The 19,989-nt window shown below is 69.4% G+C and carries 16 protein-coding genes and 1 pseudogene; 10 read left to right on the forward strand and 7 right to left on the reverse strand.

Annotation, left to right across the window (positions count from 1 at the left end):
• The 4 genes and pseudogenes from HOV91_RS03630 to HOV91_RS03645 form a co-directional block, all read right to left on the reverse strand.
• A pseudogene (locus tag HOV91_RS03630) lies at positions 1–279 on the reverse strand (hypothetical protein); the annotation flags it as partial.
• A gap of 305 nt (positions 280–584) precedes the next feature.
• A complete protein-coding gene (locus tag HOV91_RS03635; RefSeq protein WP_174183999.1) occupies positions 585–1,880 on the reverse strand; it encodes a bifunctional o-acetylhomoserine/o-acetylserine sulfhydrylase in 1,296 nt (431 codons plus the stop codon).
• Positions 1,881–1,924: 44 nt separating this feature from the next.
• Positions 1,925–2,440 carry an OsmC family protein gene (locus HOV91_RS03640; RefSeq protein WP_174184000.1) on the reverse strand — a complete coding sequence of 172 codons (516 nt, stop codon included), beginning with the start codon at positions 2,438–2,440 and terminating at the stop codon, positions 1,925–1,927.
• Positions 2,441–2,528: 88 nt separating this feature from the next.
• Positions 2,529–3,686, reverse strand: coding sequence for an AI-2E family transporter (locus HOV91_RS03645; RefSeq protein ID WP_174184001.1), 1,158 nt, complete (start codon positions 3,684–3,686; stop codon positions 2,529–2,531).
• 122 nt (positions 3,687–3,808) lie between these two features.
• Here HOV91_RS03645 and HOV91_RS03650 point away from each other — a divergent pair, with 122 nt between their 5' ends.
• Together HOV91_RS03650 and HOV91_RS03655 are read left to right on the forward strand one after the other, a co-directional pair.
• Positions 3,809–5,269, forward strand: a complete 1,461-nt coding sequence (locus HOV91_RS03650) for an SDR family oxidoreductase (protein ID WP_174184002.1) — start codon at positions 3,809–3,811, stop codon at positions 5,267–5,269.
• 176 nt (positions 5,270–5,445) lie between these two features.
• A complete protein-coding gene (locus HOV91_RS03655) occupies positions 5,446–6,765 on the forward strand; it encodes a vWA domain-containing protein (RefSeq protein WP_174184003.1) in 1,320 nt (439 codons plus the stop codon).
• Positions 6,766–6,884: 119 nt separating this feature from the next.
• On the opposite strand, the gene HOV91_RS03660 is transcribed toward HOV91_RS03655, so the two are convergent.
• Positions 6,885–7,160, reverse strand: a complete 276-nt coding sequence (locus HOV91_RS03660) for a hypothetical protein (protein WP_039796837.1) — start codon at positions 7,158–7,160, stop codon at positions 6,885–6,887.
• A 399-nt stretch (positions 7,161–7,559) separates the two neighbouring features.
• On the opposite strand from HOV91_RS03660, the gene HOV91_RS03665 reads away from it, so the two are divergent.
• The 5 genes from HOV91_RS03665 (at position 7,560) to HOV91_RS03685 (ending at position 13,230) form a co-directional block, all read left to right on the forward strand.
• Positions 7,560–7,853 carry a hypothetical protein gene (locus HOV91_RS03665; RefSeq protein ID WP_040865713.1) on the forward strand — a complete coding sequence of 98 codons (294 nt, stop codon included), beginning with the start codon at positions 7,560–7,562 and terminating at the stop codon, positions 7,851–7,853.
• A 240-nt stretch (positions 7,854–8,093) separates the two neighbouring features.
• Entirely contained in the window at positions 8,094–9,500 is a 1,407-nt protein-coding gene (locus tag HOV91_RS03670) for a DUF1254 domain-containing protein (RefSeq protein ID WP_174184004.1), read from the forward strand.
• Between the two features lie 102 nt (positions 9,501–9,602).
• Positions 9,603–11,012 (forward strand): DUF1254 domain-containing protein, encoded by a 1,410-nt coding sequence (locus tag HOV91_RS03675; protein WP_174184005.1) that lies wholly within the window; start codon positions 9,603–9,605, stop codon positions 11,010–11,012.
• Between the two features lie 254 nt (positions 11,013–11,266).
• On the forward strand, positions 11,267–12,496 hold the full coding sequence (locus HOV91_RS03680; RefSeq protein WP_174184110.1) for a cytochrome P450: 1,230 nt from the start codon (positions 11,267–11,269) through the stop codon (positions 12,494–12,496).
• An 8-nt stretch (positions 12,497–12,504) separates the two neighbouring features.
• A complete protein-coding gene (locus HOV91_RS03685; RefSeq protein WP_312884453.1) occupies positions 12,505–13,230 on the forward strand; it encodes a TetR/AcrR family transcriptional regulator in 726 nt (241 codons plus the stop codon).
• A 12-nt stretch (positions 13,231–13,242) separates the two neighbouring features.
• Here HOV91_RS03685 and HOV91_RS03690 read toward each other — a convergent pair whose 3' ends face one another.
• On the reverse strand, positions 13,243–15,273 hold the full coding sequence (locus HOV91_RS03690) for a TerD family protein (protein WP_174184006.1): 2,031 nt from the start codon (positions 15,271–15,273) through the stop codon (positions 13,243–13,245).
• Positions 15,274–15,357: 84 nt separating this feature from the next.
• Here HOV91_RS03690 and HOV91_RS03695 point away from each other — a divergent pair, with 84 nt between their 5' ends.
• Positions 15,358–15,855: a hypothetical protein gene (locus HOV91_RS03695; RefSeq protein WP_174184007.1), complete on the forward strand. Its 498-nt coding sequence runs from the start codon at positions 15,358–15,360 to the stop codon at positions 15,853–15,855.
• Positions 15,856–15,864: 9 nt separating this feature from the next.
• Here HOV91_RS03695 and pabB read toward each other — a convergent pair whose 3' ends face one another.
• On the reverse strand, positions 15,865–18,114 hold the full coding sequence (gene pabB / locus HOV91_RS03700) for an aminodeoxychorismate synthase component I (RefSeq protein ID WP_174184008.1): 2,250 nt from the start codon (positions 18,112–18,114) through the stop codon (positions 15,865–15,867).
• 89 nt (positions 18,115–18,203) lie between these two features.
• Here pabB and HOV91_RS03705 point away from each other — a divergent pair, with 89 nt between their 5' ends.
• Positions 18,204–19,259 carry a phosphotransferase family protein gene (locus HOV91_RS03705; protein WP_438822626.1) on the forward strand — a complete coding sequence of 352 codons (1,056 nt, stop codon included), beginning with the start codon at positions 18,204–18,206 and terminating at the stop codon, positions 19,257–19,259.
• 72 nt (positions 19,260–19,331) lie between these two features.
• Positions 19,332–19,880, forward strand: a complete 549-nt coding sequence (locus HOV91_RS03710; protein WP_174184010.1) for a DinB family protein — start codon at positions 19,332–19,334, stop codon at positions 19,878–19,880.
• Positions 19,881–19,989 lie beyond the last annotated feature (109 nt).

Consider the following 19,989-nt stretch of genomic DNA (forward strand, 5'->3'; position numbering starts at 1 on the left):
GTTGGTGCTCAGGTCGTTGCGGCCGGCCGAAACCGGGGGCGCGGGCGGAACGGCCTCCGGCGGAAGGGCTCCGGGGTCGGCGGGATCGGCCACCGGGGTGACGCCGACGGCGGGCGTCGGGGCGAACGGAAGCTGAATCGAGATCTCCGGCACCAGCGGGTCGGCGCCGGCGGTCGCGGTGCCGATCACCGACAGCGGTATGGCGCCCGCGACAATCAGAGTGGCGGCGCGGCGTAAGAAGGGATGTTGTGCAGGAGTTTCGGGTACCGCTATGTCCATGGACTTACCCACCTCATTCTGAAGAGGACATATACCTACCTTTCTAGTTCGGTTCAGAAAGCCTTGCGGATGCGCGGAAGTTCGATTTCTTTTCGCAAGGAACGCGCAGGTGGCCAATCGAATCCGCGCGACAATGACGAATCGCCGTGCCGCCGTGCACAACCGAAACTGCGGTGGCGGCACGATTCATCGACGGAAATCACGAAAACCAGCTCGAAACGGGTTTTCGCCCTGCTGCACGGCTGCCGATCCACATCGCGGACAGGCAAATTGCCCCGGGGCCGATCACCCCGGGGCACTGTGCGTCAGGAAGCCGCCGCGAATCCGGCGCGCAGATCGGCGAGGATGTCGTCGATACCTTCGATGCCGACCGCGAGCCGGACCAAGCCGGGCGTGACGCCCGCGGCCAGCTGCTCTTCCGGCGTGAGCTGCGAGTGGGTGGTGGACGCCGGATGGATCACCAGCGAGCGCACGTCACCGATGTTGGCGACGTGACTGTGCAGCCGCAGTGCCTCGACGAACCGCTTGCCCGCGTCCACGCCGCCGGCCAGTTCGAAGCCGATCACCGCGCCGGCGCCCTTCGGGGCGAGGCTGCGGCCCCGCTCGTACCACGGCGAGGACGGCAGGCCCGCGTAGGACACCGAGGTGACCTCGGAACGGGTGGTGAGGAATTCGGCTACCGCCTGCGCGTTCTGCACATGCCGCTCGACCCGCAGGCTCAGCGTCTCCAGGCCCTGGCTGATCAGGAACGCGTTGAACGGCGAGACCGCCGAGCCGAGGTCGCGCAGCAGTTGCACGCGCGCCTTGAGCGCGTAGGCGGGTGCGCCGAGGTCGGCGAACACGGCGCCGTGGTAGCTCGGGTCGGGTTCGGTGAAGCCAGGGAACCGGCCGCCGGTCCAGTCGAACTTGCCGCCGTCGACGATGACGCCGGCGATGGCCGCGCCGTGGCCGCCGAGGTACTTGGTGGCCGAGTGCACGACGATGTCGGCGCCGTGGGCCAGCGGCTGGATCAGGTACGGCGTGGCTACGGTGTTGTCCACGATCAGCGGAACGCCGTTGTCGTGGGCGACGCCCGCGATGCCCGGGATGTCGAGGATGTGGTTCTGCGGGTTGGAGATCGTTTCGCCGTAGAGCGCCTTGGTGTTCGGGCGGATGGCGGCCTTCCACTGCTCGAGGTCGTCGGGATCGTCCACGAAGGAGACCTCGATGCCCAGCTTGGGCAGCGAGTAGTGGAAGAGGTTGTAGGTGCCGCCGTAGAGCCGGGGGCTGGAGACGATGTGGTCGCCCGCTCCGGCGATGTTCAGGATCGCGAAGGTCTCCGCGGCTTGCCCGGAGGCCACCAGCAGCGCGGCGACGCCGCCTTCGAGGGCGGCGATGCGCTGCTCCACCGCGTCCTGGGTGGGGTTCATGATCCGGGTGTAGATGTTGCCGGGCTCGGCCAGACCGAACAGCGCCGCCGCGTGCGCGGTGTCGCGGAAGGTGTAGGAGGTGGTCTGGTAGATCGGCAGCGCGCGGGCGTTGGTCGTGCCGTCCGGAATCTGTCCGACGTGGATCTGCTTCGTCTCGAAGCTCCAGTCCTGGGACAGGTCGGGTTCGGTCATCGGGGTGGTCCTCCTCGGGATGGTCGATCGGGGTGGGGCAGCGGCTAATCGGTGATCAGGGTGGTATCGACCGGAGTGCGTCCGGTGGTGAGATCCAGCACCGGGCAGTGCGCGTCGACGGCCTGCTGGAGTTCGGCGTAGCGCTGCTCGGTATCGGGTCCGCTGATCCGCACGGTCACCCGCACCGCTCGGAAACCGGCGCGGACGTTGTCATCCAAGCCGAAGAATCCGCGCACGTCGAGGTCGCCTTCGGCGCTCACCGCGAGGTCGTCGATCGTGATGCCGAGGCGCTGGGCCCAGAACCGGTAGGTCACCACCTGGCAAGCGATGAGCGACGCCAGATACACCTCGACCGGATTGGGCGCGGTGTCCGCGCCGCCGAGCGCGGGCGGCTCGTCCACCCGCACGGTGTGCTCGCGGAGACTGATCGCACTGCCCACCGTCCCCTCCGGAGTTCCGGCGGCACGGAACACCACCAGCGCGTTCGCCGGGTCGTCCGCCACGGCACGGGCCGTGGCGGAGGCGATGTCGTTGAGCGGGGCGCGCACCTCGGTTGTCATGTCCACTGACGCTAGGAACCGCAGCGGAGGACGGCGATAGTTACATTCGGGCTGAGTGCAACGATGGTCCGGCTTTCGATGCGGTGGGTCAGTCGGCGGTCTCGGTCTCGGTCTCGGTCTCGGTCTCCGGTTCCGGTGGCGCGGTGGTGGCCGCGTCGATCTGCTCGCCGATATAGCGCAGGACGACCGCGACGATCGCGACGACGGGAACGGCCAGGAACGCGCCGACGATCCCGTACAGCGAGCCGCCCGCGGTGACCGCCAGCAGCACGATGACCGCGTGCAGCTGCATGGTGCGGCTCTGCAGCACCGGTTGCAGCACATTGCCCTCCAGCTGCTGCACGGCGACCACGATGCCGAGCACGATCAGGGCGGTGACGAATCCGTTGCCCACCAATGCCACCAGCACCGCGAGCGCACCCGCGACGAACGCGCCGACCATCGGGACGAATCCGCCCAGGAAGGTGACCACCGCCAGGACCAGTGCCAGCGGCACCCCGAGGATGACCAGGCCCGCGCCGATGAGCACCGCGTCGATCAGGCTGACCAGCGCCTGGGTGCGGATGAACCCGCCGAGCACGACCCAGACCCGGCTGAGCACCTCCTCCAGGTGCTTGCCGCTGCGGCTACCGGTGATGCTGTGCACCCAGGGCAGGAAACGCGGTCCGTCCTTGACGAAGAAGAACACCAGCACGAGCACCAGGAACAGGGTGATCAGCACCGAGGTCGCGGTGGTCACGCCAGTGAACACGCCGCTGGCGATCTGCTCCGAACTCGACTGCAGCCGGGAGACGATCGCGTCCACGGCCGAATCCAGTTGCTCGTCACGTATTTTCAGCGGCGGACCTTGTAACCAGTCGCGCACCTGCTCGACGCCCGCGCTCGACTTGTCGGCCAGTTCCGGCGCTTGGTCCACGACCGACGGCACGATCAGCGCGATGACCCCGGCCAGCACCCCGATCAAACCGATCACCCCGATCGAGGCGGCCGCGGCGGGCGGCAGGCCGCGCGCGGTCAGCCAGCGCACCGGCGGCCACAGCACCGTGGCGATCACGATCGCCAGCGCCACCGGCAGGATCACCACCCACAGCCGGGCGACCAGGAAGCCGAGCACCCATGCTCCCGCCGCGATGGCGACGATGCACAGCGCCCACTTGGCCAGCCACAGCACACCCCCACCGATGACGTCACCGCGATCCCGCAGCGTGGGCTTGTCCGGTCCGTGGCTTTTGCTACGTTCGCTCACCGGCCCAGTCTGGCACGAGGTCGCCGGATCGATCAGGGCTCACGGCCGGTCGCGAGCGGCACGCTGTTTGACCCGGCGGCGCCGGGTCATCACCGGAGCAGGTCATCGGAAGGGTGGTTGTCGTGCGATGTGTGGTGTTCGGCGCGACCGGCTACATCGGCGGACGACTGGTACCGGAGTTGCTGGCAGCTGGTCACCGGGTCCGGGTGCTGGCGCGCACGCCGGGCAAGCTCGCCGAGGCGCCCTGGCGCGATCGCGTCGAGGTGCTCGCCGGTGATGTGACCTCCGTCGCAGATGTGCGCGCCGCCCTGTCCGGACAGGACGTGCTGTACTACCTGATCCATTCGCTGACCCGCGCCGACTTCGACACCGTCGACCGGGAGGCGGCCACGCTGGTCGCCGCCGAAGCGGCGCACGCGGGCCTGACCCGGATCGTCTACCTGGGCGGCATCACCCCGGACGCGCAGCGGCTGTCGCGCCACCTGGCCTCCCGCGCCGAGGTCGGCGAAATCCTGCGGGCGGGCGCGGTGCCCGCGCTGGTGCTGCGGGCCGCGGTGATCATCGGTTCCGGCTCGGCCAGTTTCGAGATGTTGCGCTACCTGACCGAGCGGTTGCCGATGATGGTCACCCCGCGCTGGGTGCGCAACCGGATCCAGCCGATCGCGGTGCGTGACGTGCTCTACTACCTGACCGAGGCCGCGACACTGCCCGACGGCGCAGGCGGCGCCTTCGACATCGGCGGTCCGGACGTGCTGACCTATCTGGAGATGATGCGCGGCTACGCCGAAGTGGCGCAGCTGCCGCGCAGGCTGATCGTGCCGGTGCCGGTGCTGACGCCGTGGTTGTCGGCGCAGTGGGTGAACCTGGTGACCCCGGTACCGCGCGCGATCGCCGTGCCGCTGATGGAGTCGCTGATCAACGACGTGGTCTGCCGCGATCACGCGATCGCCGATCTCATCCCGGACCCACCGGAGGGCCTGACCGGTTACCGGCGGGCGTTGACGCTGGCCCTGCGGAAGATTCGCGATCTGGACGTGCCGACCCGGTGGTCGGACGCCCGCTCGCCGGGCGCGCCGTCGGATCCGCTGCCCACCGACCCGGAGTGGTCGGGCGGTTCGCTGTACCGGGATGTGCGCGAGCGCCACACCGACGCCGACCCGGCGACGCTGTGGCGGGTGATCGAGGCGATCGGGGGCGAACACGGCTGGTATTCGTTCCCGCTGGCCTGGTCGCTGCGCGGGTGGATCGACCGGCTCGCGGGCGGCGCCGGTCTCCGCCGCGGTCGCCGCGATCCGCACCGGCTGCACGAAGGCGAGGCACTGGATTGGTGGCGGGTGGAGCGGCTGGAGCGTCCGCGGCTGCTGCGCCTGCGCGCCGAGATGCGGGTTCCGGGCCGGGCCTGGCTGGAACTCGCCGTCGAGCCGGACGGACCTGGCGCCACCTACCGTCAGCGCGCGCTGTTCGAGCCGCACGGGCTGGCCGGGCATCTGTACTGGAAGTCGATCGCGCCCTTCCACGCCGTCATCTTCGGTGGGATGGCGCGGAATATCACGGGCGCCGCGGAATCCTCCCGCGCCCGATGACGTCGTGGCGGGACTCGTCGCTCGTCTGCGGATGCGGTCACGGTGCGCTACGGCGACCGCGAGTTCGTCGGCGCCCGAGCCGGTCCGGCGCGGAGCGAAGACCCGGCATCCTTCCGCTGGTGGACTTACGCTGATCCCGGTGGCGATTTCGCCAGTGACGACGGCTAGGAGTCCCGGTGGGTGCGGCATTGGTCAAAGGACAGAACGGGGCGTTGGACGTGCCCCGCGTGCTGGTGTCGGTGCGCACCGAAGCCGCCGTCGACGTGTCGGCGCTGCTGGTGACCGAAACCGGGCGGGTGCGATCGGACGCCGATTTCGTCTTCTTCAACCAGCCCAGCGCGCCGGGCGTGTCGCTGGAGCGGGGAACGCCTGGAGCGCTGGCGGTTTCGCTCGGCGACCTGCCCCAGGACATCGCGCAGCTGCGCGCGGTGCTCACCCTCGACGATCCGGCGCAGACCTTCGGCCGGTTCGCGCCACCGGTCGCCACGGTCGCCGACGCGGCGGGAAACGTGCTGTACGAGTACCGCATCGAGGGCCTGGGCAGCGAATCCGTGGTGATCGCGCTCGAGCTGTATCGCCGCCACGGCGCGTGGAAGGTGCGCGCGGTGGGGCAGGGCTATGCGGGCGGCTTCGCCGCGTTGGTCACCGATCACGGCGTGAGCGTCGAGGACGAGCCGTCCCAGGGCGAGGTCCCGTCCGCGCAGCCGCAGCCGCAGCCGCAGGCGCAGGCGCAGGCGCAGGCGCAGACCATGGCCGGTCCGGCGGCGGACGTCTTCACCGTTCCCGGCGAGGCGAAGCTCTCGTTCGAGAAGCGCGCGACGCTGGATCTGCGCAAGCGCGCGGTCGCGAAAGTCCTGATCGACAAGGAGGCTTTCGGGATCCGCGCCCGCGTCGTGCTGGTCATCGACAAGACCGGCAGCATGAAACGGCAGTACCACGACCAGGTGGTGCATCGGGTCGTGCAGCGGATGATTCCGGTGGCCACCCAACTCGACGACGACGGCACCCTGGAGGCGTATCTCTACGCCCTCTCCTTCGCCAAGCTGCCCGACATCACGGTCGAGCACGGTGACGAGTGGGCCCGGACCTTCCTGCATCTCACCGGGACCCACGAGGGCATCGACTACGACCGGCTCGGCGGCCGCAACGACGAGTTGCCGATCATGCGCGACATCATCGAGTCGTTGCGCCCCGGCGGCCGCCCCACCCTCGTGTTGTTCTTCACCGACGGCGGTTTCGCCAAGAAGCGCGAGATCGCGGCGCTCATGCGCGATGCCTCGCTGCTGCCTGCCTTCTGGCAGTTCGTCGGTCTCGGCCGCGCCAATTACGGTCTGTTGCGCACTCTGGACGAATTGTCCGACCGGGCGGTGGACAACGCGGGATTCTTCGCCCTGGACGACATCGATCAGGTGGACGACGCGCAGCTCTACGCGCGTCTGCTCGGCGAGTTCCCGGACTGGCTTCGCGCCGCGCGAATCGCGGGCATCCTGCGTTGAACCGCGGAAGTGCGCGTCGGCGCCAGTGCGGCGAACAGCGCGGAGCTGCCCTGCCCACTTGACATTCCCCGCTGGTCATAGCGAAAAGCTATGGCGGGGTGGTTTCGGCGCGGCCCGAATCAGCCGATGACGGCGTTCATGATGGTGCCCGCACTGGTGGCGATCACCCCGCCGATCATGGCTCCCGCCACCATCTTCGGCGACTCGAGCCCGCCGCCGGTCCACTTCTCCCAGGCGAAGCGGCCACCGGCGTAGATGATGCCGCAGATGCCCGACAGAAGCACGAACCACGTCAGGTAGCGGACCAGTTGGAGGAACTTGTCGGAGATCGGCGGTGCTTCTGGTGTGGGGTTGCCGATCTGCGCCAGGGTGTCGTAAGCGGCGGCCAGGATCATCGTCGTTCGCTCATTCTGGATTCGGGACAGGGGCAAGTGATTCGCTGAGAAGATCGTATCCGTTCGCTCGCCGCGATGCAGTCAGGTCCGTGTAGCGCAGGGAAGTTCGCGTTTCCCGCTTCCTTGCCGGGGTAGGCGAAGGTCGGGATCATGGATGACGCGCGGCGGTCGAGACCTTGCCGCCGTGTTTCGCCGGATCCGCCGACGACTGTTCGCGGGCGATCCGGCGTGATCCCCCTGCCGGTTCCGCGGCTGGTCGCGGGCGTTCCGGGCAGAGCACACCGCGGCGCGGTCCGTGCCCGTATCCTGGTGCGTGGCCGAATTCATCGGTGGTCGAACAGCTTTCGCAAAGCGGCTGGTCGGCGGCAGGGTTGTCTTCGAGCGTAGAGGGAGTAGACGGTGAGCATCATTCTGGCGTCGGTCGGCGATTCGTTCACGACGTTGGCGCAGATCGGCAATCCGACCCCGGAGGCGCCGCCTCTGGCGGACAAGCTCTTACAGTTCGTGCGGTATCTCACCTGGTTCGCACTGGCGTCCGGCATCGTCAGCATCATCTACGCGGGCGGCCGATTCGCCTGGGAGAAGTGGAGCGGCGGCGGGCTGCAGTCGCCGAAGATGATCGCGGGGGCGATGCTCGGCGGGGTGGTCGCCACCAGCGCGGGCACCATCATGAACACCGTTCTGGAGTTCTGACCGCGGCCATCGGGCAGGCCCGTCGGCGTCGACGATCATGGCGCGAACGGATCGCCGCGGGCCGCCGGGAGGCTCGGTCACCGGGCCAGGCGAGCCGTCCTCCAGGCCGGGGCGCTGCTCGTCAAGTGGCCGTCCCGGTCCGCCGATTACGGTGCTGACCTGCTATTTCCGCTGCGTAGGGCGGGTAAGATCCGGTGCGGATCTCCCGGTGCCCGATCGGATCGGAGGCGGAGCAGGATCATGGACAGAACCGGCGGGAAGGCCACCGTGTCGCGGCGCGCGGCGTTCGGTATCGCGGCGACCGCGCTCGGGGTGGCGGCATGCGGCGGATCCGACGAGCGGGACGCCGGCCCGGTTCCCGGCGACGCGGTCACGATCGCCAAGGACGCGTACGTGTTCGGCTATCCGCTGGTGCTGATGGACGTCACGCGTGTGACGGCGGAGGCGACCACACCGGTCAACCGATTCCAGCACGCGACGTCGCTGCCCACGCCCGCGCAGCGGGAAGTGGTGCGACTGGACCGGGATACGCTGCGCTCGACCGCTTGGCTGGATCTGACCTCGGAACCGATGGTGCTGCAGGTTCCCGCGATCGGTCGCGGCCGGTTCTGGCTGGCGCAGGTGCTGGACGCGTGGACGAACAATGTGCACAATCCGAGCAGTCGACGGCCGCAGGCGGTGTCGGCCACGCCGCCCTACACCTATGTGGTGACCGGTCCCGGTTGGTCGGGGGTGTTACCGGAAGGGCTCACGCCGTTGCCGGTGCCGACGCCGACGGTGTGGCTGATCGTGCGGATCCAGGTCGACGGCGGGAACGATCTCGAGGCGGCTCGCTCGGTGCAGCAGCAATTGCGGCTGGTTCCGCTGAGCGCGTGGAGGGCGGGCGCCCAGCCGCCCATGCCCGACGCGCCGCCCACGCGGGAGAGCGCGCAATCGCCGCCGGAACGGGTCGCGGAGATGGACCCGCGCGTGTTCTTCGATCGCATGTGCGCGTTGCTGTCGGTCAATCCGGCCGCTCCCGAGGACACGCCCGCCATGCGGCGCTTCGCGACTATCGGCATCCGGCCCGGTGGTGCGGTGGAAGGCATCCCCGATACCGATCTCGTCACCGCGGTGGAGACTGCCCAGCAGCAGATGCCGGTGTATCTGGGTGCGCGGACGGTCAACGAGAACGGCTGGCTGATCGATCCGGACGTCGGCAGGTACGGCGTCAACTACATGCTGCGCGCCGTCATCGCCCGGGTGGCCCTCGGCGCGAGCCTGGCCGAGAACGCCTTCTATCCGACGCTGTTCGCGTCCACGGACGCGGGCAGCGAGTCGGGCCGATTCCGGCTGCACTTCCCGCCCGGTCAACTGCCGCCGGTCGACGCGTTCTGGTCGCTGACCGCCTACGGCGCGGACAGCTATCTGGTGCCCAATCCGGCGGGGATCTACGCGGTGGGCCACCCGGCCCCCGTAGCGCTCAATCCGGACGGGTCCGCCGATATCGCGGTGCAGTACGCCGACCCGGGAGCAGCCGTTCCCGCCGGGAACTGGCTGCCCATCCCGGAAGCCGGTCAATTCTCGCTGACCCTGCGGATGTACGCGCCGAAAGCGGAGGCCGTGCAGGGGCGATGGCGTCCGTCGCCGCTGGTCCCGGTGCGCTGATCGGCGCGTGACCGACCGCGATTCGCGGCGCTGACCAGCGTTTTCTCCGCCGTAGGGCGGGTATGATCCGGTGACCGGGCGGATCGGAGGCGGAGCAGGATCATGGCGGATTGGACCCGCGGTTCCGGGCTGTCGCGGCGCGCCGTGCTCGGCATGGCGGCGACCTCGATGGCCGCCCTCGGCGTGGCGGCGTGCGGCGGATCGGACCAGGACGATGCCGAACGCCCGGCCGTGACCAGCGAGGGCGGCATGATCGCCAAGGACGCCTACGTCTTCGGCTTTCCGTTGGTGCTGATGGACATCACGCGCGCGACGGCCGAGGCGACCACACCCGCCAACCGGTTCCGGCACGCGACATCGCTGCCCACAGCCGCCGTACGCGACAGGGTTCGGCCGGACCCCGACACCCTGCACTCGACCGCTTGGCTGGATCTGACGTCGGAGCCGATGGTGCTGCAGGTTCCCGCGATGGGTGGTGGCCGGTTCTGGCTGGCGCAGGTGCTGGACGCGTGGACGAACAATGTGCACAATCCGAGCAGTCGACGGCCGCAGGCGGCCTCGGCCACGCCGCCCTACACCTATGTGGTGACCGGTCCCGGTTGGTCGGGCGCGTTGCCGGAAGGGCTCACCCCGTTGCCGGTGCCGACGCCGACGGTGTGGCTGATCGTGCGCATCCAGGTCGACGGCGAGGACGATCTCCCGGCGGTGCGCTCGGTGCAGCGGGAGTTGACGCTGACGCCGTTGAGCGCCTGGAAAGCGCGCACCCGTCCGCCCGCGAGCGAGCCGCCAGGCGAGCAATCGAACGCGCAACGCCCGGTCGAGCAGGTCCTGGCGATGGACGCGCACGAGTTCTTCGACCGGATGTGCGCCTTGATGGCGATCAATCCGCCCGCCCCTGGCGACACACCGGCCATGCGGCGCTTCGCGACGATCGGAATCCGGCCGGGCGGCGCGGTCGAAGGCGTCTCCGACGCCGAACTGACCGCCGCGGCCGACACCGTGGAACAACAGCTCCCGGTGACACTCGGAGCGAACACGATCAACGACAACGGCTGGGTCACCGATTTCTCGGCCGGGCGCTACGGCACCGACTATCTCCTTCGCGCCGTCACCGCCTACGGCGCTCTCGGCATTCCCCTGCCCGAGGACGCGCACTACCTCTTCACGGCGGTTCCCGGGGGCTCCGGCCCGTTCCGGCTGCACTTCGCCGCCGACGAGCTGCCGCCGGTGGACGCCTTCTGGTCGTTGTCCGTCTACGATGCCGCGAACTATCTGGCGGCGAATCCGGCCGAGATCTACTCGATAGGTCACCATGTTCCCGTCGTGCTGAATCCGGACGGCTCCCTCGACCTCACGCTCCAGCACGACGATCCAGGTCCCGGCGTCCCGAAGGGGAACTGGATGCCCATCCCGGCATCGGAGATGTTCTCGGCAACCTTGGCCTTGTTCGCCCCGAAAGAGGCCGTTCTGCAGCGCCGCTGGCAGCCGCCGCCGCTGATTCCGCTGCGATGAGCTGGTCGTCGCGGTTCCGGCTACAGCGGGGAACGGCTCGGATCGGACGCGGCTGCGCATCGCTGTTCGCGCGCCGGATCGGGGGAGGGCCGATACGCCTGCGCGGACCACCGAGGAGCGAGAGTGGCGGAGAAAAGTAAACATGTTTTACTAAACGGTGTTCACGAAGCCCGGTTCTGTGGTTGCATCTCCCTTGACCGCGTTCCCGCATCGCCGTGGGTCCGCGCCTGCACCGGAGGAGATTAGCCGTGACCGTGACCACGCCCTCGATCCCGACGGGATTCGATTTCACCGACCCCGACCTGCTCGCCGCCCGCCTGCCCATCGCGGAGTTCGCCGAACTGCGCCGCACCGCCCCGGTGTGGTGGTGCGCGCAGACCGATCGGGCCAGCGGCTTCGACGACGGCGGGTACTGGGTCGTGTCCAAGCTCGCGCACATCAAGGAGATCTCGAAGAATCCCGAGGTGTTCTCCTCCCACCAGAACACCGCGATCATCCGGTTCAACGAAGAGACCACCCGTGAGCAGATCGACATGCTCGGCGACATGCTGCTGCTCAACCTCGACCCGCCCAAGCACACCAAGACCCGCCGCATCATCTCCAAGGGCTTCACCCCGCGAGCGGTGGAGAGCCTGCGCGCCGCGCTCACCGAACGCGCGGCGCGGATCGTGCACGAGGCCAAGAAGTCCGGTAGCGGCGACTTCGTCGAACAGGTGGCGTGTGAGCTGCCGTTGCAGGCCATCGCCGAGCTGCTGGGCATCCCGCAGGAGGACCGCAAGAAGATCTTCGACTGGTCCAACCAGATGATCTCCTACGACGACCCGGAGTTCGACGGCGACCATCACGCCGCGACCGCCGAGGTGATGGGCTACGCCTGGAACATGGCCGAGCAGCGGCGCGCCTGCCCCGCCGAGGACATCGTCACCCAGCTGGTCAACGCCGACATCGACGGCGAGCACCTCGGTTCGGACGAGTTCGCGTTCTTCGTCATCCTGCTGTCGGTGGCGGGCAACGAGACCACCCGCAACTCGATCACCCACGGCATGAAGGCGTTCGTGGACCACCCCGAGCAGTGGGAGATCTACCGGCAGCAGCGCCCGCGCACCGCGCCCGACGAGATCGTCCGGTGGGCCACCCCGGTGACCGCGTTCCAGCGCACCGCGACCCAGGACACCGTGCTGGGCGGCCAGGAGATCAGGCAGGGCCAGCGGCTCGGATTGTTCTACAGCTCGGCCAATTTCGACGAGGAGGCCTTCGCGGATCCGTTCACCTTCGACGTGCTGCGCGACCCGAACCCGCACGTGGGTTTCGGCGGCACCGGCACGCACTACTGCGTCGGCGCGAACCTGGCCCGGTTGCAGATCGATCTGATGTTCAACGCCATCGCCGACGTGATGCCCGGCCTGCGGCAGGTGTCCGATCCGGTGCGGCTGCGGTCGGGCTGGCTGAACGGGATCAAGCGCTGGGAAGTCGAATACGCTTGAATCGAACGGTGCAACAGTCCAAACCGCGAGGCCGTGCGCCGGTGGTGAGTGACACCGATATCCGGCGGGTCGCCAGCGCGCTGCTGGTCGAACGCGGGCCCGACGCGGTCACCCTGCGCGCCATCGCCCGGGAACTCGGTGTCACCGCGCCCGCGCTGTACCGGTATTACAACTCGCTGGAAGACCTGCTGGAACGGCTGCGGCTGGACTTCTGCGCCGACCTGGCGGCCGAACTGACCGCCGAGATCGCCACGCTGCCCGACGACGGCGCCGTGCAGTTCTTCGCCATCTGCCGTGGCTTCCGGCGCTGGGCGCTGACGCACACCAGGGAGTTCACCCTGGTGTTCGCCTCGCCCGGCGTCGGAAAGGCCCGCGCGCTGCGCCGCTTCGACGAGCCCTTCGGCCGGGTCTTCCTGGCCGCCGCGGGCAGGCTGCTGGCGAACTACGACATCGTCACGCCGTCCACCGATGTCATCCCGCCGGAACTGCGTGAGGATCTGGTGCACTTCCAGACCGAACTGCTGGGCGCGCTGTCGGAGTCGAGCCAGAAATTCCCCGCCGAGAAGCTGGATCTCGGGGTGACGTACCTGATGATCCAGATCTGGGCGCGGCTCTACGGGCATGTCACCCTCGAGGTGTTCGGGAACTACCCGATCCCGCTGGACAAGCCGGAGATCCTCTTCGACGCGATGCTGGCCGACCTGGGTCGTACCGCGGGCCTGCTCGCCGACTGAATCCGGCGCGCGCTAGATGCGCGCGCCCTTCGCGCGGTTGCACGCGCGGCACAGGATCTGGAGGTTTGCGGCGCTGGTCGCACCGCCGCGGCTGAGCGGGATGATGTGGTCGAACTCCAGGTAGTGCCCGTCGCCGCATTCGACGCACCGGCCGCCGTCGCGCTGCCACACCTGCGCCTTCACCTCCTGCGGGATGCTGCGGGTGTCGCGCTGGCCGGGCGTGAGGACGAGACGCTTGGCCACGCGCAGCGCGCCTTCCAGCGCGGCCGAGACGTAGTCGGGATCGTCGACGGCGAACGTGGCGCCCCCGCGCGCGGAGGTGGCCGCGACCACCACCGCCCCTCGTTCGGTGTGCACGGACACGACGCGCGACCACGGCATCTCGATGCCGGTGTCGGCGCCGACGAAACGCAGCTTCTTGTTGCTGCCGATCAACCTGCCCTCGGTGAGCCGCGGGCCGCGGGCGAGTTGTCGCACGTGCGTGGCGGGCAGGTCGAGGTGCACCGTTTCCTCGGGGTCCAGGTGCAGGCCGGGCGTGCGGACGACCGGCAGATCCCCGGTGCGCAGCCGGTAGAGGGTGTGCCCGCGATGCATCCGCCTGCGCAGGTCATCGATCAGTGGTCCGCCGAGCGCGAGTTCGGCGACCGCCTGCTCGAACAGTTCCAGTTCCGCGTGCCGGACTTCGGCGTCGGCGAAGGCGAAGGTGACCAGCCGCTCCACATAGCTCTGGCCGACCTCGCGCAAGGCCGTGCGCCCCGCTTCGGCGACGATGCGCTGGTAGCGCAACGAGGCCCACAACGCGGCCCACTCGGGGCCACGCGGGCCGTGGGCGGTGAGCACCCGCCACGCCCGGGTATGCCAATGAGTGAGGTACTCCTCGATCTCCTGCGCACACCGCTGGCAGGGAGCGAGCCCACCGAAGAGCTTGCGGCGCAATTGGTTTCCGCAGCGATCGCAGTGGCGACCCCCAGTGGGGTGGCGCAGGTACCTGTCCTCGGTCCATTCGGCGCCGTCCCACCATCGCATGCGCCCGGGGTCGTCCGGATCCGGGTGCCAGTCCGCGTGCTCGGGGTTCGGGGGTGGCGGCGTGAACGGTGCGGTGTCCGGGGTGTACCGGTGGAGGTCGACCGGACGGCGAGTGCGCGGCAAGGGAGCGGTGTCCACGCGGTCGAGCACTTCGGTGCGTGGCCGTGCGGGTGTGTCCGGGAGCGGGGCGTCTGGCCACGCGGGTGAGTTCTCGGCCTGGTGGTGATGCTCGCCGATGCGCTGCACCGGAACGGGTTCGGCGGCGCTGTTCAGTGCGTCCGTTCGCTCGGCCGGCGGGAATTCCCCGTTCCTGCGCGACTGGCCGGAGGAGAACGACCCGTGCGGGAGGCGCCGGATCTGGGCCGGGTCGTGCCGGTCCACCCGTTCGCCCGCGTCGAGGGCGGGCTCGGCCCCGCCCGTGGATCGGGGCGGAAGTCGTTGCGCAGGCGTGCTCGCGGCCGATCGGTGCACGCGGAACGGGTTGGTGGGATGCGTGGTGCGGGCCGGCGCCGACGGATCGTCGACCTGGACGCCGAACTCGCTGACCAACCCGGCCAGTCCGCCGGCCCAACCCTGGCCGATGGCGCGGAACCGCCACTGCCCGTCGCGGCGGTAGAACTCGCCGAACATCAGCGCGGGCACCGCCTCCACGTCGGCGATCTCGAATGTCACGACCGGCCCGTCGACGGAGTGCACGGCGATCGTCAGGTCGTGGATGTCGCCGAAGCTGCCCGCGTCCACCGAGCCGGAGACGACGATGCGATCGACGTCCGCTTCGGTGCGGGGCAGCGAGACGCTCAGCCGCGCGGTGCCCGGCGCGGGTTCCTGATCGAGGGTGACCGCCTGGGAGACGTGCCGCGGCGCGTTGTAGAACACCAGGTCCCGGTCGGAGCGAACCGTGCCCGCCGCGTCCAGCAGCAAGGCGTGCGCGTCCACCGTGTGCTCCGATCGCCATGAAACAACCACGGCTAGAAGAGATGTCGGTACCGCTGCGTTCGCGCCCTTGCTGAGTTTCATTGTGCTCGAACTATGCCACGACCCTCCGACACGCCGAACTCGCGAGGGGAGGTCCTTCGGCGGGGCGTGCGGCACAGTGTTCTCATGACGAACCCGAAACGCCCGGGTCGTAAGCCCCCGGCCCCGAAGCTGCCCGGCGGGCGGGTGCCCGGCCCCGCCGACGTGCTGGCCGCCGCGCAGGCCGCGGTCGAAGCGGCGCAGACGGCCGCGGGGCAAGCGCTGGAAGCCGCCCAGTTGACCGCGACGTCGGCGTTCGACGCGGCGGTGCGGCTGCCGCCCGCGTCGGCCCAGCTGGCCGCGCAACTGCCGGATCTGGTCGACAACCTGGCGACGGCGATCGAGCGGCTCAACTCCACCATCGATCGGCTCGATCGCACCCTTGCCCTCGCCGATCCGGCGTTCGCGGCCTACGACCGGCTGCTGCCCAGGCTGGAAGCGATGATCTCGCTCGGCGAGGACGTGCTCGGACGGCTGGCGAAGCTGCCCGGCGTCGCCTTGCTCGGCAAGTTGACCGGTTTGAGCGCGCCGGAACCACCCGCCGCCGAACCACCGCGACGGAAGTCCGCCAAGCGGCGCACCTAGTCGGGTCGATCAGCGGTGCGCGTGATCGGCGGCGGCGCGCAGCGTGGCGGCGGCCTTGAGCAGGACCTCGTGGTATTCCTCGGCCGGATCGGAGTCGAGCACGATGGCGCCGCCCGCCCCGATCCGCCAGCGTCCGCCGTAGCGGACGGCGGTGCGGATGACGATGTTGAGGTCGGCGGTGCCGCCGAGCCCGAGATAGCCGATCGTGCCCGAATAGACGCCGCGCGCCTCGGTTTCCAGCGCATCGATGATCTCCATGGTGCGCAGCTTCGGCGCACCGGTCATCGAGCCGCCGGGGAAACACGCGCGCAGGCAATCGACCACGCCGACCTCCGGCCGCAGCCTGCCGCGCACCGTCGACACCAGCTGGTGCACCGTCGCGTACTGCTCGGTGGCCATCAGCTTCGGGACGTACACGCTGCCGATCTCGCAGACCCGGCCGAGATCGTTGCGCAGCAGGTCGACGATCATCAGGTTTTCCGCCCTGGTCTTCGGGCTGTCCGCCAGTTCGCGCCGCAGCCGCTCGTCCTGCTCGGGTGTCGCGCCGCGCGGTGCGGTGCCCTTGATCGGTTTGCTCTCCACGACGCGTCGGCGATCGATCTTGAGGAACCGCTCCGGCGACGAGCAGGCGATGTCGAGGTCGTCGAAGCGCAGATAGGCGGCGTACGGCGCGGGATTGCACCGGCGCAGGGTGCGGTAGAAGTCGAGGCCGTCGGCCGCGGCGGCGGGGATCGTGGCGCTGTCGGTCAGGCAGATCTCGTAGGACTCGCCCGCGTGCAACTGCTCCTGGCAGACCGCGATGTCGGCGAGATAGCGTTTCCGGCCTCGGGTGAGCAGCGGCGCGACGGCGTCGCTGTCCTGCGGTACCTCGAGCGTCGGCGGATTCGACCAGGTCGGTAGGGCTTCCAGGATTTCGCGGGTGTCCCGCAGCCAGTCCGCGCCGGATCGCGCGGTGGCCACGTCGTCGCTCAGCGCGAGCAGGTGCGTCTGCCCGCCGACGTGGTCGACCACCACCAGCCGGTCGGCGAAGATCCACTGCGCGTCCGGCGTGGGCGCGCGGTGCACCGCGTTCCCGCCGCAGTCGGCTTTGATCTCGTAACCGAGGTAGCCGACGTAGCCACCGGCGAAATCGAAGGGCAGGTCGGGCAGTTCGAGTCTGCGCGTACGCAGTTCGGCGGACAGGAACTCCAGGATGCCGCCCGGTGCGGTGCGCCTGCGCCCGTCGGCGGACTCCACGGTCACCTCGCCGTCGCCCACGCGGTAGCGCAGCACCTCGGCCAGGGGGCCGCTGGCGTCCCCGAGAAAGGAGAACCGGTCCGCCCCCGGTTCGACATGCTCGCTGTCGAGCCAGAAAGCGGTGGGAGAGTTGCCGTACAACTGCCCGAACGCGCTCTCGGTATCGATCGGCCGTTCGATGACGGCCCGCTGGAGCCGGAAGGTCCGCGGCACCGGGGGGTCGGTGCGCACCGGATCGGTGCGCGCGGCCGACGATTCCGCGGGGCGCTCGAGCTCGACCGCCGCGGCGGGGAACTGCTCGGGTGCGAGCGGCACGTGGGTACCGGTCGGCGCTTCGGTACGTGCCATGGGAAGCGGGAAGCCGGTGGCGACGGGCATCGCGGCGGCGCCGCGCTCGATACCCACCGATCGGCTGTGGGGGAGACGGGCACGCCGGCTTCCGTGCGTGGCGGTGAGCTTCGCGAAGTTGCGCAGCAATGCCGCGCCGAAATCGCCCGCGATCGATTCCGGGTGGAACTGCACGCCCCACTGTGGTCGCGTGCGGTGCCGCACGCCCATGACCACGCCGTCGCCGGACAGCGCCGTGACCTCCAGCTCGTCCGGCAGCGGCCGCAGCGCGCACAGCGAGTGGTAGCGCACGGCGGTGAAGCCCTGCGGGATTCCGGCGAACAGGTCCCGCCCGTCGTGCTCGATCCGATCGAGGTACCCGTGCCTGGCGGTGGGCGACCCGGCCACCACGCCGCCGGCCGCGACCACGATGCCCTGATGGCCCAGGCACACCCCGAGCAGCGGCAGGTCGCATTCGCGGATCACCGCCGTGGAGATCCCCATGTCGCGCGCCACGTCCGGCCGCCCGGGGCCGGGCGAGACGACCACGTTGTCGAAGCGCCACGGATCGAGTTCGGCGACCGTCCTCGCCTCGTCGTTGCGCACGACCGTCGGCTCGACGCCGTTCACCTCGCTGATCAGCTGATACAGGTTGTAGGTGAACGAGTCGTAATTGTCGATCAACAGCGTGTGCATGGTTCTGGAAACCCTACGCCGCGCCGGTCGGAGCTAACTGTTGTCGTCTGCCTTCAGTTCGGCTCGGCCGGTGGTGCACAATGTGGGGCATGTCTGTTGCGCAACCGGTCGATGTGGATCCCGCGGTCGTCGACTTCGCCGTCGTCGGAAAGTGGATGGACGAGCAGGGTCTGCCCGCGGGCGAGTTCGAGGACGTGACCGCGCTCGGCGGCGGAACGCAGAACATCATGCTCCGCTTCGCGCGGGGCGGCCGGACCTACGTGCTGCGCCGGGGGCCGAAGCATCTGCGCGCGAAGAGCAACGACGTGATCCGGCGCGAGGCCAGGCTGCTCGGCGCGCTGGGCGGCGCCGAGGTCCGCGCGCCCCGGGTGATCGCGGCCTGCACCGACGAGTCGGTGCTCGGCGCGGTCTTCTACCTGATGGAGCCGATCCACGGGTTCAATCCGCAGAACGAACTGCCCGAGCCGCACGCGAGCGACCCGGAGATGCGCAGGCAGATGGGCCTTTCCGCGGTCGAGGCCATCGCGCGGCTCGGCGCGCTGGACTATCAGGCGCTCGGCCTGGCCGACTACGGCAAGCCGGAGGGTTTCCTGGAGCGTCAGGTGCCGCGCTGGCTCGGTGAGCTCGAGTCCTATTCGGCCAACGAGGGCTACCCCGGCCCGGAGATCCCCGGTGTGGGGGCGGTCGGGGAGTGGCTGGACCGCAACCGCCCCGCCGAGTGGACCCCGGGCATCCTGCACGGTGACTGTCATCTGGCGAACATGATGTTCTCCTTCGACGGGCCGCAGGTGGCGGCGATGGTCGACTGGGAGATGTCCACCATCGGCGACCCGCTGCTGGACCTCGGCTGGCAGATCGCCACCCGCCCGGAGCCGGGCACCACCGGTGCGGCGCTGGTCGGAAAACTCGGCGCGGTCGGCGGCCTGCCGACGGCCGAGGAGATGATCGCCCACTACGGGCAGTTCTCCGAGCGTGATCTGAGCGCCATGTCCTGGTACACCGTGCTGGCCTGCTTCAAGCTCGGCATCGTGCTGGAGGGCACCCACGCCCGCGCGTTCGCGGGCAAGGCTCCCAAGCAGGTCGGCGACTTCCTGCACGCGATCACACTGGAACTCTTCGAGCGGGCGCAGCGGCTGATGGAGTGACTGTCGGGATGTTGCCGACAGGTGACCGGATATCGGTGGAAGGTGTCATCCGGTCGCGCCTAGGTTGAGCGCATGCCGATCGTTCCCGATGTCAAAGACTGGACCTGGGTGCTCGAGCGCCCCTGTCCGCAGTGTGGCTTCGACGCCGCCGCAACCGCCTACGAAGCCGTGCCCGCGCTCACCCGGGAGGCGGCCGTCCGCTTCGCCGCCGTGCTCGAACGCACTGATGTGCGCGAGCGGCCCGACGAATCGACTTGGTCGGCCTTGGAATACGGGGCTCACGTGCGCGACGTGTGCCGCCTGTTCGACACTCGCCTCGCCATGATGCTGGCCGGTACCCCCGAGGGCGAGCCACCGCGTTTCCCGAATTGGGACCAGGACGCCACCGCGGTCGGCGATCGCTACAACGAGCAGGACCCGGCTCGGGTGGCCGCGGAGCTGGACGAGGCCGCCGAGCGGATGGCGCGCTCCTTCGAATCGGTGCCGCCCGAGCGGCGTGGCCTGCGTGGCGCGCGCAGCGACGGCGCGCTGTTCACGGTGGAGTCGTTCGCGCGGTATTTCGTGCACGACCTGGTGCATCACGTGCACGACGTCCGGGGTGGAGGTGTCGCGAAACTGTAACGCGTTCGGGGAGAAGGTCACGCTATACCGACGAATTTTCCGAGCGGTACTAGAACGCGTTACATTTTTCTCGTACTGTGGGTGTAGTCACATATAAGCACGTGCATGC

The organism is Nocardia barduliensis, assembly GCF_013315795.1.
Lineage (GTDB): Bacteria > Actinomycetota > Actinomycetes > Mycobacteriales > Mycobacteriaceae > Nocardia > Nocardia barduliensis.

Coding starts and splice junctions, on each gene's coding strand:
- HOV91_RS03640 (WP_174184000.1), bottom strand. CDS start 2,440: ATGACAACCGAGGTGCGCGCCCCGCTCAACGACATCGCCTCCGCCACG.
- HOV91_RS03695 (WP_174184007.1), top strand. CDS start 15,358: ATGACGAACCCGAAACGCCCGGGTCGTAAGCCCCCGGCCCCGAAGCTG.
- HOV91_RS03660 (WP_039796837.1), bottom strand. CDS start 7,160: ATGATCCTGGCCGCCGCTTACGACACCCTGGCGCAGATCGGCAACCCC.
- HOV91_RS03675 (WP_174184005.1), top strand. CDS start 9,603: ATGGCGGATTGGACCCGCGGTTCCGGGCTGTCGCGGCGCGCCGTGCTC.
- HOV91_RS03705 (WP_438822626.1), top strand. CDS start 18,204: ATGTCTGTTGCGCAACCGGTCGATGTGGATCCCGCGGTCGTCGACTTC.
- pabB (WP_174184008.1), bottom strand. CDS start 18,114: ATGCACACGCTGTTGATCGACAATTACGACTCGTTCACCTACAACCTG.
- HOV91_RS03670 (WP_174184004.1), top strand. CDS start 8,094: ATGGACAGAACCGGCGGGAAGGCCACCGTGTCGCGGCGCGCGGCGTTC.
- HOV91_RS03635 (WP_174183999.1), bottom strand. CDS start 1,880: ATGACCGAACCCGACCTGTCCCAGGACTGGAGCTTCGAGACGAAGCAG.
- HOV91_RS03710 (WP_174184010.1), top strand. CDS start 19,332: ATGCCGATCGTTCCCGATGTCAAAGACTGGACCTGGGTGCTCGAGCGC.
- HOV91_RS03690 (WP_174184006.1), bottom strand. CDS start 15,273: ATGAAACTCAGCAAGGGCGCGAACGCAGCGGTACCGACATCTCTTCTA.